Annotated in this window: 11 protein-coding genes and 1 pseudogene; 4 read left to right on the forward strand and 8 right to left on the reverse strand. The window is 61.0% G+C overall.

The annotated features are described in order from the left end of the window. The first annotated feature begins 153 nt into the window (after positions 1-153). Together NKI10_RS24125 and NKI10_RS24130 are read left to right on the forward strand one after the other, a co-directional pair. Positions 154-2,217 carry a carbamoyltransferase family protein gene (locus NKI10_RS24125; protein WP_023708043.1) on the forward strand — a complete coding sequence of 688 codons (2,064 nt, stop codon included), beginning with the start codon at positions 154-156 and terminating at the stop codon, positions 2,215-2,217. Between the two features lie 238 nt (positions 2,218-2,455). Further along, positions 2,456-2,809, forward strand: a complete 354-nt coding sequence (locus NKI10_RS24130; RefSeq protein WP_023806673.1) for a hypothetical protein — start codon at positions 2,456-2,458, stop codon at positions 2,807-2,809. Positions 2,810-2,860: 51 nt separating this feature from the next. Here NKI10_RS24130 and NKI10_RS24135 read toward each other — a convergent pair whose 3' ends face one another. Both NKI10_RS24135 and NKI10_RS24140 read right to left on the reverse strand, forming a co-directional pair. Then, positions 2,861-3,499, reverse strand: coding sequence for an FMN-binding negative transcriptional regulator (locus NKI10_RS24135; RefSeq protein WP_023672382.1), 639 nt, complete (start codon positions 3,497-3,499; stop codon positions 2,861-2,863). A 49-nt stretch (positions 3,500-3,548) separates the two neighbouring features. Continuing rightward, positions 3,549-4,334: a helix-turn-helix domain-containing protein gene (locus NKI10_RS24140; protein WP_245260669.1), complete on the reverse strand. Its 786-nt coding sequence runs from the start codon at positions 4,332-4,334 to the stop codon at positions 3,549-3,551. 13 nt (positions 4,335-4,347) lie between these two features. Between NKI10_RS24140 and NKI10_RS24145 the strand changes: the two genes are divergently transcribed. Further along, complete coding sequence (locus NKI10_RS24145; RefSeq protein ID WP_352499323.1) at positions 4,348-5,427, forward strand: trans-sulfuration enzyme family protein; 1,080 nt, start codon at positions 4,348-4,350, stop codon at positions 5,425-5,427. A 548-nt stretch (positions 5,428-5,975) separates the two neighbouring features. Continuing rightward, positions 5,976-7,622 carry an MFS transporter gene (locus tag NKI10_RS24150; RefSeq protein ID WP_023704122.1) on the forward strand — a complete coding sequence of 549 codons (1,647 nt, stop codon included), beginning with the start codon at positions 5,976-5,978 and terminating at the stop codon, positions 7,620-7,622. Between the two features lie 407 nt (positions 7,623-8,029). Here NKI10_RS24150 and NKI10_RS24155 read toward each other — a convergent pair. The 6 genes and pseudogenes from NKI10_RS24155 to NKI10_RS24185 form a co-directional block, all read right to left on the reverse strand. Next, positions 8,030-8,422: pseudogene (locus NKI10_RS24155) on the reverse strand (nodulation factor fucose acetyltransferase NolL); the annotation flags it as partial. A gap of 1,288 nt (positions 8,423-9,710) precedes the next feature. Continuing rightward, complete coding sequence (gene rlxS / locus NKI10_RS24165) at positions 9,711-11,678, reverse strand: relaxase/mobilization nuclease RlxS (RefSeq protein ID WP_352862141.1); 1,968 nt, start codon at positions 11,676-11,678, stop codon at positions 9,711-9,713. A 186-nt stretch (positions 11,679-11,864) separates the two neighbouring features. Then, positions 11,865-12,551 carry a lytic transglycosylase domain-containing protein gene (locus NKI10_RS24170; protein ID WP_352862142.1) on the reverse strand — a complete coding sequence of 229 codons (687 nt, stop codon included), beginning with the start codon at positions 12,549-12,551 and terminating at the stop codon, positions 11,865-11,867. Continuing rightward, positions 12,539-13,087 carry a S26 family signal peptidase gene (locus tag NKI10_RS24175; RefSeq protein WP_023808109.1) on the reverse strand — a complete coding sequence of 183 codons (549 nt, stop codon included), beginning with the start codon at positions 13,085-13,087 and terminating at the stop codon, positions 12,539-12,541. The genes NKI10_RS24170 and NKI10_RS24175 overlap by 13 nt, the downstream gene beginning before the upstream one ends. Next, positions 13,084-13,353, reverse strand: a complete 270-nt coding sequence (locus NKI10_RS24180) for a helix-turn-helix transcriptional regulator (protein ID WP_023672373.1) — start codon at positions 13,351-13,353, stop codon at positions 13,084-13,086. Before NKI10_RS24180 ends, NKI10_RS24175 begins: the two co-directional genes overlap by 4 nt. Positions 13,354-13,523: 170 nt before the next feature. Next, complete coding sequence (locus NKI10_RS24185) at positions 13,524-13,847, reverse strand: DUF736 domain-containing protein (protein ID WP_023747246.1); 324 nt, start codon at positions 13,845-13,847, stop codon at positions 13,524-13,526. Positions 13,848-13,894: the final 47 nt, after the last annotated feature.

Consider the following 13,894-nt stretch of genomic DNA (forward strand, 5'->3'; position numbering starts at 1 on the left):
ACAGTCGAAGCATCTCATTGATCGTTTATGAGGCTTTCTTCGATGCCGCTGATGCCTGACGGGCGGTCGCAGCTGCAGGCGACAACACGCCTATTTAATTGGAAACAGTCGAGGTAAGCCAATTTGGCTTCCCGTTACTATTTGGAGAAAGAAATGCTGTGCCTAGGAATCAGCGGCGGACTTGACCAAGTCCATGAAAACCGATTCGAGCGTCCGAACGCCTTTATGCACGATGGCGCCGCGGTGCTCGTCCGAGACGGAAAGGTGATAGCCGCCGTAGAAGAGGAACGCCTCAATCGAATCAAGCACTCGAACAAGCTGCCAAGTGGTTCGATTCAATACTGTCTCTCGACGGCCGGGGTTCAGCTCAGCGACATTGATCGTGTCGCGGTCTACGCCAGCGAGCCCTATGCCAACGCCATGCTTGAAGGTATGTCCGCTTCCCAACCGGACATTCTCTCCACTCCGTTGGATGCTAAAATGTTGGTGCAGAACCTGTTAGCGCGTGAGTTCGGCACTAAGTTGGACAGTTCGCGTATTTCATTCGTAGGTCATCATCAGGCGCACGCCGTGAGCGCCTTTGCAATGTCGGGCTTCGAACAAAGTCTCATTCTAGCGATTGATGGCTGTGGTGATTTCCTGTCGGGCCTTGTGGCGGTAGGGTCTGGCACAGAAATTACGCAAATCGAGGCTTTCCCGGAGGACAATTCTCTTGGGCTGTTTTATCTCGAGACGATCCGCTGTCTCGGCTACGGCATGTTCGACGAGTATAAGGTAATGGGACTCGCGCCCTATGGCGACCCCGCTCCCTATCGCGAGCTCTTCGAGCAGTTGTACGAGCTCTCCGCCAACGGTGGCTACCGTGTTCACCTCGACCGCATCGGTCCGGCGTTGCTCCGCAACATCGAGATCAGGCGAAAGGGAATGCCTTTCACCCAGCAGCATCGAGATGTGAGTGCGTCACTGCAGGAAGCGCTTGAGCGGATCGTGTTCCACATTCTCCGGCACCACCGTGAGGCCACCGGCATGAAGCGGTTGTGTCTGGCGGGAGGGGTAGCCCACAACTGCACGATGAACGGCAAGCTGCTGTATTCAGGGCTTTTCGAAGACATCTTCGTGCAACCCGCGTCTCACGACGCTGGCTGCGCATTGGGAGCTGCGCTGATAGTCTCTAACGAGATGGGCCGCCCCGCGCCGCGTGAGCGACTGCAGGAGGTCTATTGGGGTCCTGATCTCGGGAGCGACCGCGCCGTGGAACAGGAACTGAATGCATGGTCCGGACATCTCGAGGTTGAACGCTCTTATGACGTAGCGAGCAGTGCAGCCCACTGGATCACCAACGGCGCCGTGATCGGCTGGGTGCAGGGTCGTTCGGAGTTTGGGCCACGTGCGCTGGGCAACCGCAGCATTCTTGCCGACCCTCGGCCCGCTGCAAACAAGGACCGGATCAATGCCATGGTCAAGAAGCGCGAAGGCTATAGGCCTTTCGCACCATCTGTGCTGGAAGAGGATGCGAGCGAATTTTTCGACCTCCCGGACGGTAAGCACGAATTTCCATTCATGAATTTCGTCGTTCGCGTGCGTGACTCAAAGCGCGCCTTGTTGGGTGCCATTACGCACGTCGACGGTACGGCTCGGCTGCAAACAGTATCGCGCGATGCCAACCCAGCTTACTGGGAGGTCATCAATGCCTTCAAGAAGCGGACAGGCACTCCAATTCTGCTCAATACGTCCTTTAACAACAATGCTGAACCGATCGTGGATACGGTTGCAGACGCGATTGCCACATTTTTGACGACAGAGCTGGATGGACTTGTGGTCGGGCCCTTCCTGGTAAAAAAACGGGCTGCAACGCTGCAGGATTGGACTGCGCTTGCGATTTCATTGCCTCCCTCAGTCTCCCTCCATCAAACCCGTGCTTACACAGCGCGAGATCATCAGGAGACTGTCTGCGAGATTATTCCGAACCACTCCAGCATTGACAGTGTGCGAATTTCAAACGACTTGTTTAATCTACTGATGCGGATCGAGGGCGAAGCCGTGTTGCGAGATCACCTCAATATGATTGAGCCGGATCAGGCCAGGCATGCAGCTCTAATGGAGGGCCTGCGAAGACTGTGGGAGCAGCGCCTGGTTCGGTTGCATCCCTCACAAGCTGGTCGGATGGATCATGGGTCCGATCAAACGCTGGACCAGCCCAATAAGCAATCAGCCTGATAGAGATGCACCTCAAGCTCGGCCAATCAAGGGTGTTTGTCGACCCCGCCTGCGAGCTCCCGCTGTGATTACGGGGTCGTCGCCTACGCGGCGGCGCCCACCAACATCTCCATCAGTCGCTTCGGCGACAAAGCCAATCATCTCCCGTAAGAGCAAGTGCTTTCGGGCAAGGTCTGCAGGTTCAAGGAGTTCGTTGAAGGCGCCGCCAGCTGGAGCTGCGTCGAGCGCATCATCGCGCATGGTCGAGCTCGGCGCCCAAGGGAAATCGCCCAATTCGACACGCGTGCGTTTGCGCTCATTCAAAACCGCTGCGCGGGTGGTCGAGGTGAAATCGGAAGTCCGTCTGTGCCAGCCGACGACGTTCCCGCAGCGCATCCTGCACATCGCCCTCGATCGCATTCCTCAACTCGCGACATACGACGGGGCGCAGGCGCCGGAAACGAACCCGCCCACCGCAACCTGCAAACTCCCGCCTGTCCTCACGACGGAGCAATCCTGTCGCCTGACCAGGCGCGTGGAAAAGCATCACAAGGGTGACCACAGCGTCGCTTCAGGCCGTCAAACGCTATTGCCGTGCGTCAAGGCGGACTAGGTGACCCGTCGGGAAGCCGGCACCAGCGGCTTTGTCGGGACAAGACACATGCTATTGGGATTTGACCGCCGCAGCCGCGAGCATCGCTTCTCCCATCGCAATGGCCCCTTGGGCACGCAGCATTTCGCCAGGGTTCTGAATGTCGCGCAACTCTTTGTTCTGGCTGAGTTTTGATTTTCCAACCAGGCCGGTGATCTCGATCTCCAAGGCGACGATTGCCCTGACCATCGTGTCGATGAAGTCCTTCGGCGCGTCGCCCATCTTCCATGGGACCGGCTGCGAGGCTTCTTGCATGTGAGTGAGCTTCGCCACGTTGCGGCGCACATACCGCTCATCATCCCGGACAGTGATGCGTCCGTGGGCATGGACGACGAGATAGTTCCAGGTCGGCACCTGCTTGTGGAATTCATGCTTGCTCGGATACCAGTTCGGCGAGATGTAAGCGTCGGCCTCACGGAAGATTACGAGAACCTCATCGCCATTGGCGACTTCCTCCCAGACTGGGTTCTTGCGAGCGACATGGCAATTGAGAACGCCCTTGTCTCCCTTCGAGCGGTCAAGCTCGAAAGGGAGGTGGTTCGCGTCCAGCGTGCCTTTGCTTTGGGTGACGAGGATACCCAGCGGGTGTCTCTCGATAAGGTCAAACAGGGCGTTCTGATCAGGGACGGCAAAATGAGGCGGAACGTACAACGGTTTATCTCCTGTCGCGAATGTGCGGTTGTTAGTAATCGGCGGGGCCTTACGGAACGTGCCCCTGAATCTTCGCTGCCGTCGACGAGTGCCCCGGATTTCGGTGTCCACCACGCTCAAGCACCGCCATCGTGAAGTGGGCGGGCACATCAGATGCCGCCGCATATGAGTGAGGTTGGTCAGTGACAAGCCGCGCACTCTCGCCTTCGCTTAAAATTTCCACGTGGGTACCTACCACAACGCTCAGGGCACCCTGACTGACCGAGATCAGCTCGCGCGTATCCGGACTATGAGCGTCCGCGGAAAACACATCGCCCGGCATCATGACCCAGCTCCACAGTTCGAACATCGTGCGTCCCGAGGTCGACGAATGCAGTTGCGCAGAGCTTCCCTTGGCGCTCGTCCAAAGCCTCCTGGTCTCTGTCCGCTCGATCGGAAGGCGCACCGTGGAAAGGTGCTCGTTCAACAAATCGGCCACCGAGAGCGAAAACGCCGCCGCCAGCCGACACAGTATGCCGATACTGGGGTTCGCCCTACCCTGCTCCAGCGCGACCACGGTTCCCTTCGATAGGCCACTTAGTTTAGCCAGGCGATCCAGGGTCAGGCTTTGGTCACGCCTCAAGTCTCGGATCCGGGCTGCTATCGCTTGCCCAAGCGCTTGCTCGGCATCAAACGCTTCCGTAACATTGGTCATTATATTGACTTGGGTCCTCGGCTCACGTATTGCGGTCAGTATAATGACCGGCACGAAATTGCAACTGCCCGTTAGGAAGGAATAACCGATGCGTTTTGAGACGAAGGCGATCCACTGCGGCCGAGGTGTCGACGCGTCCACGGGGGCCGTATCCATGCCGCTGCACACCAGCACGACGTTCGAACGAGGCGCCAACGGGTCATTTCCGTCCGGCTTCGAATACACAAGGGATGGAAATCCGACACGCAATGCGTTCGAGGCGGCCATGGCGACGCTTGAGGGAGGGGGAGACGGCATCGCCTTCGCTTCGGGCATGGCCGCAATCGCTGCAATTTTCGAGAGCCATCCGTCGGCGGGTCGGATCGTTCTGCCGGATGACATGTATTTCGGCATTCGTTCGCTGATCGAAGAGACCGACATTGGGTCTCGCTTCGACTTTGCCCCCGTCGACATGCGCGATTTGGACGCTTTGCGCGCCGCGGTGACATCGAAGCGGACTGGCCTCGTCTGGGTCGAGACGCCGTCAAACCCGATGATCCGCGTTGTCGACATTGCGGCCATCTGCGCAATCGCGCACGAGGCAGACGCCTTGGCGGTGGTGGACAATACGTGGGCCACCCCAGTGCTTCAACTGCCACTCGAAATCGGGGCAGACGCGGTGATGCACTCGGCGACAAAGTACATTGGCGGCCACTCGGATTTGATGGCCGGTGTCGTCATTGTCCCAAACGCGTCACCCCTCGGTCGCCCATTGCGGATGGTCCAGAAACACAAGGGCAGCGTCGCAGCGCCCTTCGACTGTTGGCTGGCGTTGCGGGGCCTGCAGACATTGCCGGTCCGCATGCGCGCCCATTGCGAAGGCGCCCAGAAAGTGGCCGAGGCCCTGGCGTCTCATCCGCGCGTCGAAAAAGTGCTCTTTCCTGGTTTGCAAACTGATCCGGGACACGATCTTGCTACGCGGCAAATGAGCCATTACGGAGCGATGCTATCCTTTATCGTCGAGGGCGGAGCCGATGCTGCAATGGCCGTGGCCGGCCGCCTGAAGATTGTTGTCCGGGCGACAAGCCTTGGCGGGACGCATTCTCTGATAGAGCATCGCGCATCCGTTGAAGGTGCGAAGTCCAAAGCGCCAGGCGGATTGCTGCGAATTTCTGTAGGGCTTGAACATCCTCAGGACATTATAGATGACCTGATGCAGGCCCTAGGCGAAACCTGCAAAGCGGGAGTCCAATGACGGGTGCAAGAACTCTGGCGCCGCTTTACGTGACGGCTGGCGCAGCCGACGATCGGCAGAACAATGTTCCTGCTGAGTAGAACGCACGTCCTCTGGTGAACCGCTACCGCCGTGTCGCATTGTCTCGGGCGTGGTGGTCGCCTGGGTGATGAACGTCTTCGGGTTTCCGGACGATGGCCACGCGCTCGACCGGATAGCGGAAATACCCAGATTTGCCGTTGACCTACTGCTGCTCGACCTCGTCGGAGATCGCGGTCAACAGATGGGATGGATGTGCTGGCACTACGGCAGTTTGACAAGCCGGCCATCGGGGCGCTAGCACCGTCCAAAGCCAAGAGTCGCAGGGCAGAACTGACCGCACCCAGCGGGCTGCGGGACCCATCAGCTAACGGCCAGGTTGGTACCTCAAGGCGCATCAGCACCATGGATGTCACATTGTCCTTGTTGCGAGCGCGATTTCGGAACTTCGTTGTGACGCAGTCTGTGCACAGAGCGCACCGCTGTAAGCAAATGAGCGGACGAACGACACCCAGTGGAGGAGAGAAGTGATGCGGCGTCAAGATCCTCCGCGCTTTGCGGCAAACACACTGATCCCTCTTCACAACCCGGTCTTTCGTTCTATCTGGACAGCCACGCAGATATCCAGCCTTGGCTGGCTGGTGCAGAGCGTGGCTATAAGCTGGCTCATGGCGACGATTTCAGCCTCCGATCTAATGGTTGCGCTCGTACAGGCTGCATCGACACTGCCCGCGTTCTTCTTGTCGATCCTTGCTGGAGCCATTGCAGACAGCTTCAGCCGCCGCGGCGTGATGCTTGCCGGACACTGCCTTATCGCACTGGCATCCACGGCGCTGGCACTCGCTGTGGGACTGGGCTTTGTTAGTCCATGGCTGATCCTGGGACTGAGTTTCTTGGCCGGATGCGGCTTTGCCTTGAACGATCCAGCATGGCACGCGTCGGTAGGCGATATCCTGGAAAAGCGCGACATACCCGCCGCAGTGACGCTGATGTCGGTGGGCTACAACGTGGTTCGGAGCATAGGACCGGCGCTGGGCGGTGTAATCTTAGCTTTGCTAGGCCCCCTTACGGCTTTCGCCCTCGCTGCGCTGAGTGACTTGGTCCCGTTGAGCGCTGTTCTGCGCTCAAAGTGGCAAGTTCGCTTTTCGCCTCTTCCGCGCGAGCGGATGACTACGGCCATTCATGATGGCATGCGATTCACGGCAATATCCTCAGAGATCAGAGTGGCGATTGTGCGTGCAACCCTATTCGGGCTGTCAAGCATCTCGATCCTTGCTCTGCTCCCCCTCCTGGTTCGCGACCAGCTGGCGGGAGGGCCAATTGTTTACGGGGTGCTATTGGCTGGCTTCGGCACAGGCGCCTTCATAGCCGGCATTGGCAGCAGCTACTTGAGACGCATTACGTCCCAGAACCGATTGATCACGCTCGCATCCGTTGCTTGCGCAACGTGTTGCCTTTTGATGGCCCTCACATCGTCGGTGGCTGTGGCGGCGATCGCGCTTGCAATCGGTGGCGCTGGCTGGGTTGTCACCTGGACCGGAACCGACGTGTGTGTGCAGTTGGCAAGCCCCAGGTGGGTCGTTGGTCGGACCCTGTCCATCTATTACGCCCTGACCTACGGCGGCATGGCAGCGGGCAGCTGGATCTGGGGTGCTGTCGCGCAGTACTATTCGCTGACGTGGGCTTTGGAAGGTGCTGCAGCGGCACTGTTGCTGGTCGCGGCTGTGGGAAAGCTATTGCCAGTGCGGCTATGGGAGGAATCGGATCAAGCGGCCGTCGACTTCAGGCCACCAGAACTGGCCCTCCCTTTGAAACCCAGGAGCGGTCCGATCGTGATCAAGGTGGAGTACTCGATACCCGAGGAGAGTATCGATGAATTTCTGAGCTGCATGCGCGAAAGGCGGCGCGTTCAGAGCCGCGCCGGTGCGCGGGACTGGACCCTCCAGCGCGACCTTCAGAAGTCGACGCTTTGGACCGAGACATTCCGCACGCCGACATGGACGGACTATCTTCGTCTAAACCATCGGCTGACGGTGAATGACAGGGAGGTAGGCGAGCGCCTTGCCGCTCTGCACATGGGTGATTCTCCGCCTCGCATCTCACTTTCAATCGAGCGGTCGACAAGCCCCGCCCCCGGCAGCCAAGTCCAGCCTGTGCCTTTTGTATCGCGCCCGTGAGATAACCAAGACTTGTCTGGGCTTGGACACGGAACGAGCTACTCCTTGATTTGTCGAGCCTGCCCGGATTGCAAATCGTTCCGGCCGGTTAGGCGAGCATGAGAATTCGCGCGGCAATTATGTCAATCACGGGTCCCATGTTCAGCCCGCCCCCCTCTGCCGCCAGATCGGCTTGAGCACGGATTCAGGTCGCCCGTCCTTTGCATAGCGGCGGGCAACGAATAGCAAGGGGGCGGAGGGTATCCCCGTCTGCGAAGCGGGCAGAGGAGGAATCCGCAAGGCGGGTTGCTGGGGAGAGGGGTCGCGCGCCTCTTTCCGCCTCACTTAGAAAACGTGCGGCCAAGCACGTTCATGTCGGCCGTGGGCGGCCGCAACAATTGCCTACAAGGCGCAAGCGTCGTCACATATTAAGCGTAGCCGCGCGACAACCATCCGTGGTCACGCGCAATCCTGCGAATTGTCAAGCGGAGACAACGATCGCGGCACCAAGCAAAGTGGCGAACCCGATTCTGCTCGGGAGATCCCAAAGCTCTCCGAACCCTATTAGATCCATGAAGCGAAACACGGCGCCCTGAAGCAGGTAAAGCAGCAGTGTGCTCTGACCAAGCTCCACCGCAACAAAGCGAGCTACGCGAGTTGAATGGCCAACTCTCCAGCATAGGAACATAAGCTGCATTGTGACTGCAGAAGTTGCTACGGAGCCAATGAACATCAGCAACACTTGTCTCGCCGACTCTCCATCGTAGATCGAAACGAGATTGTTGTAGACGTAAGTCCCTTCCCCAAACAAGAAAGCACACTCACGGCGTGCCGAGCAGCTTGGCCAAGGAGCCGCACTGGGGCCTCCGGAGTGAGTGTTATCGCTCAAGCAGCCACGTCGGCGCGGCCTAAAATCTTCGATGAGCGCGTCAGGAGAGCGTCGATCTCCACATTTCTTCCAGGAGATCGTCCCCACATCATCATGGCCACGGCTCTAACGGGCTGGTGCCCTCCCTTTCCCGTTTTTTGTCTCGATGCTCGGTTGCGCCGCCCGCCGGGGCAAGGCAAAAAAATCGTCGAGGCTGAGCCCCCACTGCGGCTTCGGCGAAATATTCATCCACGGGTTCGCATCACCGCGGGCAGCGGGCGAGTTCGTCGATAGGAGTGCGGATGGAAGTAGGCGATGCACATCGTCACCAGCGGCTCAGATTGTGTGAGGTCCACGGCTCGCTGGTTTCCGCCGACGACGGCGCGGACGGCATCGGTATGCGCAGAGCGGGTCCGTCGGCTTGGCGTCAGTTTCGGGGCAAGGGGCTATTGCTGGTCGCGCGGCGCTGAGTTGGGCGGAAGGATCGACGGCGCAACCCGGGGCTCCCGCGCGACGAGCAGGTTTTTTCCCGGTCTGACCTGGCCTCGACTCCAGATGTCGCGATGACCGACGTGGCCGGCGCGATTGAACGGGTCTCATGCCCAAAGCTGCCTCGGTGCCCAGTAGCGGCACCGCATGACCCACCCGGCGCTGCTCGAAGTAAACCGCGGCCAGCCAACATCCGAAGGTGCGCCAGACCCGATGTCGCGGCGGCCTGATGGCTCCGGCGCCGTGCCGCGGCAGAAAGCTGCCGATCTCGTCTGGCATGGTCGCTGACCGCATCGTCACCCGGGCCATCGCAGCGACTTTTCTCCGTTACAAAGTCCCCGCGGGACGGACTGCCAGTTCACGCCAGGGCCAACAGCACCCGCAGGGGCGGCCGCCGCGTCTGCCGGTCCTGCGAGTAGAATAAGATCGGGAAGTGCGGCTTCATCCTCGATGCCAGAGCTCGCTTCGCCGTACCGCGGCCGCCATAGCCCCTTGCGCTATCACGAGTCAGCCCACCTTTCTAGCTGGCAGCCATCGGGAGCCGATCCGCAACCACAGGGCGGCACCTGTCGGCCCGGCTTCCGTGTCAACGCAGAACATGATGCATATTCCCAGCGCTTTTTGACAGAGCGAACTACAAAATGCAGAACACTGACTCTCCGCCAAATGAATGCTGCGAGCAAGCAGCAGGCGGAGGAACTCCGTCTGGGCTGAGTACCTGTTTCAACGTGAACAAATAAATTGTAGCCAGTTCACGAAACGCCAGGCCCGCTCCTCTGCCGTCCGATCGTCCAGGAAATCCCCTCGGCGCGCACCACGCCAGACACCTCCTTGCCGATATGATGCTCAAGCACCGGCCGCCAGGGCACCAGCGTGAACTCGCGCGATTTCTCGATGACAGCGTATTTTCCGCCGGCGAGCTCGACGCAGCGGCGCAGCGTACCGTCTATTCGATTGCCATGCTGCGCTTCAGAATACGAGAGCCCGAGTTCGTCCGAGAGCTGACTGGCAACACGGTTCAGCTCTCGTTGGCGCAGCATTGAAAGCATGTTGGCGCGATAGATGACCCGATCCTGCGCATCTTGGGCAAGACCTTGCGCGATCAGCCACTGCTGTCGGCGGGCCTGGACCTGACGTACTTCTCGACCGAAGCCAGAGTCGCGCAAGGACTCATGGTGGGCTGATACCAGCTCCTGGTCGGTCCAGGTGGCGCCGTCAAAGCCTACTTGGCTCTCCAGCGGCATTGATGAGAGCTTGTCGACGACAACAGGCTGGGCCCTCGCTCGTTGACGCTCGTAATCCGCGACGCGGTTGAGATGGTCGGGCGCGACTTTCCATGTGCCGTCCGGCTCGCGCTCGACGCCACCGGTCGCACGGCGGATCGCCTCCAGTCGCCGCACGTGCGTTTCGGCAAAGCGTTCGGTGGCCGAGGGGTCATGCTTGAGATGGATATCGATGCTGTAGCGCCCGTCGTTGACCGTGGCGATGCCGGCAATTGTGCGGTCGACTTTTCTTGGCCCGGTGTCCCTCGGCCTGATCCGCACTATGCAGCCTTCTGGTGTCGGTTGGGTGGCCCCGCCTTTGCCGATATCAAAATAGTGGCTTTTGCCGTCCACGCCGTCGACGACGAGGTAATGGCGGTCAGTGATTTCGTCGGCCAGCCCGCGCCCGACGACACGTCCGACCACGGTTTGGGCCGACCCGTCGGATCGATCGTGGATAAGATAGTCGGCGGCACTGCGGACGAGCCCCTTGCCGGTCAGCTCGCGATGGATGGTCTTGACAATGTCGCCGCGCTCGCCGATGCGGCGTAGCGTGGCTTCGAGATCATCCTCCAGGCGCCAGCGACCCGAAGGCATCTCCTCGGCGAGGCCCATCCGCTCGAGCTTGCGCAGGCGGCCCTGGTGCAGCGTCTGGCGAAAGGTGTCTCGGCTGGCTGGTGAGACATGCCCCTCGTCGCGCATGCGCATCAGCTGCCGGTCGATGCTGGTGAAGCGTTCCTGCTCCATCTCCTGGCGCAAGCGCTGCTCGATCTCGCGGTCGGTGCGCGGGCCAAGGTCGAGGCTAACCAGTTCGGCTGCGCGCTCGCGCAGGCCAGAGGAGATGTAGTCCCGCGCGATGACGAGGTTTTCGCCGTGATCGTCCCTGCCGCGCACGATGATGTGGGTGTGAGGATGGCCGGTGTTGAAATGGTCGACGGCCACCCAGTCTAGCCTGGTGCCGAGGTCTTCTTCCATTTGCGCCATGAGGCGCCGGGTGAGCAGCTTCAGGTCATCATACTCGATACCGTCTTCAGGGGCGACGATGAAGCGGAACTGATGACGGTCACCGTTCGCGCGATCGAGAAAGGCCCTGCCGTCCGCGTGGTCTTTGTCGGCAGCGTAGAGCTCGCCACGCTCGCCTTCCCGGGTGACGCCGTCGCGCTGGAGGTAGCGGAGGTGCGCACGAGCTCCGTCGACTCCCTTGCCGGCCAGCTTGACGATGCGTGCCTTGACGACTGCGCGCCGCTGCCGAAACGCCGCGTGGCGGTCGCGTGCTCTAAGAACGGCGGCAGCAGCCCCGCCGCGCCCCACCCGGCTTCCGATGAAGCGGCTGCCGCGTCCGCTCCTGCCGCCTGCTCGGTTGACCGCGGCCTGGACCTGGCCAGCGTAGCGTTTGCCCGCCTTCGAGCCGCGCGAGCCAATTTTGCCGAGCCTCGGCGTGAATTCGTCATCCTGCATGCGGCCTCCGATGAACCAGCAGCAAAATCAGAGGCTTGCGCGCCAGACCCTCCTGGACCCGCAGGCAACCTCCCGGGAAAACGATGTGCAGACAAACACTTCGCCGCCTCAGGAGGCGATGCCTTTATCTTGCCTTCCGCGGACCTGCCTCCCTGCCCCCCGCCCGAACCACGGTAGCCGCTGCCCTCACCTGCGATCCGGCCGGCCTGACCTTGCTCGCTCCGATCCGAGCGGCACCAGGATTTGGCCATTCGGGCCGGTCACGGAAACACCGTTTCGGAGGAAAAACAGCGACTGCCCGGACGGGATTCCCGGCGCGCTTTTGGAACGGGATTTGTCGGTGAGCGCGTCCATATCGGCGGCCGAAATGCCCGCCGCCTTGACCTCTTCCAGATACGAAACCGTCTCGCTGGGCAGTGGCCGCCCACGCTGCAAATGCTGTTCGTAGCGCTCCGGCCCGGCGTTATAGGCTGCAAACAGGCCTGGAAATCCGAAGCGGTCATACATGGCGCGCAGATAGGCAGTGCCTGCCAGAATGTTGTCGCGAGGGTCGTGCGGGGCGGCTCCCAGGCCAAGCTCTGCGCGCAACTCCTCGTAGGTGCCTGGCATCACCTGCATCAGGCCAATGGCACCGGCGCTCGACGTGACCGGCCGTCCATTGAGCCTTGTCTGCCCCCGGCTTTCGGCATCCATGACGGCATAAATCCAGGTCTGTGGAATGCTGAAACGCCGGCTTGCTTCGGCTACGAAGGGCTGCCATCTTGCAAGCTGCGGACTATGGGAGATGACGACCGGCTTCGTGTTGGTCGCCGCGGAACAGGCGCATGGTGCGAGAGACACCATGCCCAGCATCAGGAGGGTCACTCGGTCCATAGCGGCACGAGCCTCCCGATGATATTTTCGGTCGGCACCGGCCCGAAATAGCGGCTGTCGAACGAGCGATTTTTGTCGCTGCCGAGTAGGAAAACCTCGGCAGCGGCGAGCTTTCGGCAGGCATTCCACCAAGGCAGCGGGCGGTGCTGCGTGTCGGTTGCAAGCCGGCGCGCGACAATCTCGCCGCGGATGATGATGGCGTCGCCGAAGGCGCAGACATGCTCGCCAGGCAGCGCGGCAAGGTGCTTGACCAGCGGCACGTTGCTGGGCAGATAGAAGCGTTCGGCGGCCAGATCGACGACCGGTTTTGGCGGGCGGACGAGTACGAGATCACCAAGAGCCGGCGATCCGGACGCGACGCGATAGAGGCCGACCGGCGCACTCGCCGAGGCGTTCCAGACCAGCCAGGGCGATGGTTTGCCGAAGGCGGCGAAGCCGATCAGGGCAAGGCCCATCGTGGCCACGGCGATCGTCTTGCGCGCCCGAATGCGCCGCAGATGGCTGCCGATCAGATGGATGGTGGGACGCCGGCTCATGAGCGGCCTCCCTCGCCGGCCGAGCCGGAATCGTGCCCGCCGTCCTCGGGCCCGGTCTCCTGCGCGTGCCCCTTCGACCAATCGTCGAGTTCGTCGATGTGATAGCGGACATAGCGGCCGTGCTTGCGGAATTGCGGGCCGCCGCCTTTGAGGCGCATCTTCTCCAGCGTGCGCTGGGACAGCCCTATATAGAAGGCCGCCTGCGCGGTATTGAGAAACGGACTGCCCTTCTTGGCGCGGGCTGCGCGTTCGTTTTCGTCGTCCATGATGATCCTCGTTTCGCTACGGACAAGCGAAGGCGAGGATCGGCGAGCGAGATCGTTTTGGGGACGGGCGAAGAGTGGGGGGCGAGTTTTCGCCGCCCCCTTCGGCGGCCTCACGGGTCCTGAGAGAGGCCCCGCGCCGGTGGCGGCGCGGGGCTTTCCGGATCGGCCGGTCAGTCGACCGGGTTCCAGATGATGGCGTAAGTGTCGTCGTCATCCTGGCCGGCGGCGCGGCCGAGATTGGCGTAGAGCTTGCGGGGGCCAAACTCGGGGGCGGCAATCGACAGGCTCACATAGTCCTTGCCGGAGGTCTCGCCGGTGCGGATCCAGCCCGCACCCACTTCGATCCCTTGCGTCAGCACCCGGAAGTCGGGATGGGTGTCGGCGCTCTTTGCCTGATTGGGCACGATATCGATGTCGGCGCGGACGCTGAGCGTCTTGAGCTGGCCCTTGTAGCCGCCGTTTTCCTGTTTGGTGACGTATCCGATCGCGGTCATTTCCAGTCTCCTCTTGGTGCTCGCAGGGGACCATTCCCCTGCGATGG

This window comes from Mesorhizobium sp. M0802, from assembly GCF_040320115.1.
Lineage (GTDB): Bacteria > Pseudomonadota > Alphaproteobacteria > Rhizobiales > Rhizobiaceae > Mesorhizobium.

What these genes read in the sequence shown, in the direction of transcription:
- rlxS (WP_352862141.1), bottom strand. Translation starts at nt 11,678, where the DNA reads ATGCAGGATGACGAATTCACGCCGAGGCTCGGCAAAATTGGCTCGCGC.
- NKI10_RS24170 (WP_352862142.1), bottom strand. Translation starts at nt 12,551, where the DNA reads ATGGACCGAGTGACCCTCCTGATGCTGGGCATGGTGTCTCTCGCACCA.
- NKI10_RS24145 (WP_352499323.1), top strand. Translation starts at nt 4,348, where the DNA reads ATGCCGCTGCACACCAGCACGACGTTCGAACGAGGCGCCAACGGGTCA.
- NKI10_RS24180 (WP_023672373.1), bottom strand. Translation starts at nt 13,353, where the DNA reads ATGGACGACGAAAACGAACGCGCAGCCCGCGCCAAGAAGGGCAGTCCG.
- NKI10_RS24185 (WP_023747246.1), bottom strand. Translation starts at nt 13,847, where the DNA reads ATGACCGCGATCGGATACGTCACCAAACAGGAAAACGGCGGCTACAAG.
- NKI10_RS24125 (WP_023708043.1), top strand. Translation starts at nt 154, where the DNA reads ATGCTGTGCCTAGGAATCAGCGGCGGACTTGACCAAGTCCATGAAAAC.
- NKI10_RS24150 (WP_023704122.1), top strand. Translation starts at nt 5,976, where the DNA reads ATGCGGCGTCAAGATCCTCCGCGCTTTGCGGCAAACACACTGATCCCT.
- NKI10_RS24175 (WP_023808109.1), bottom strand. Translation starts at nt 13,087, where the DNA reads ATGAGCCGGCGTCCCACCATCCATCTGATCGGCAGCCATCTGCGGCGC.
- NKI10_RS24130 (WP_023806673.1), top strand. Translation starts at nt 2,456, where the DNA reads ATGGTCGAGCTCGGCGCCCAAGGGAAATCGCCCAATTCGACACGCGTG.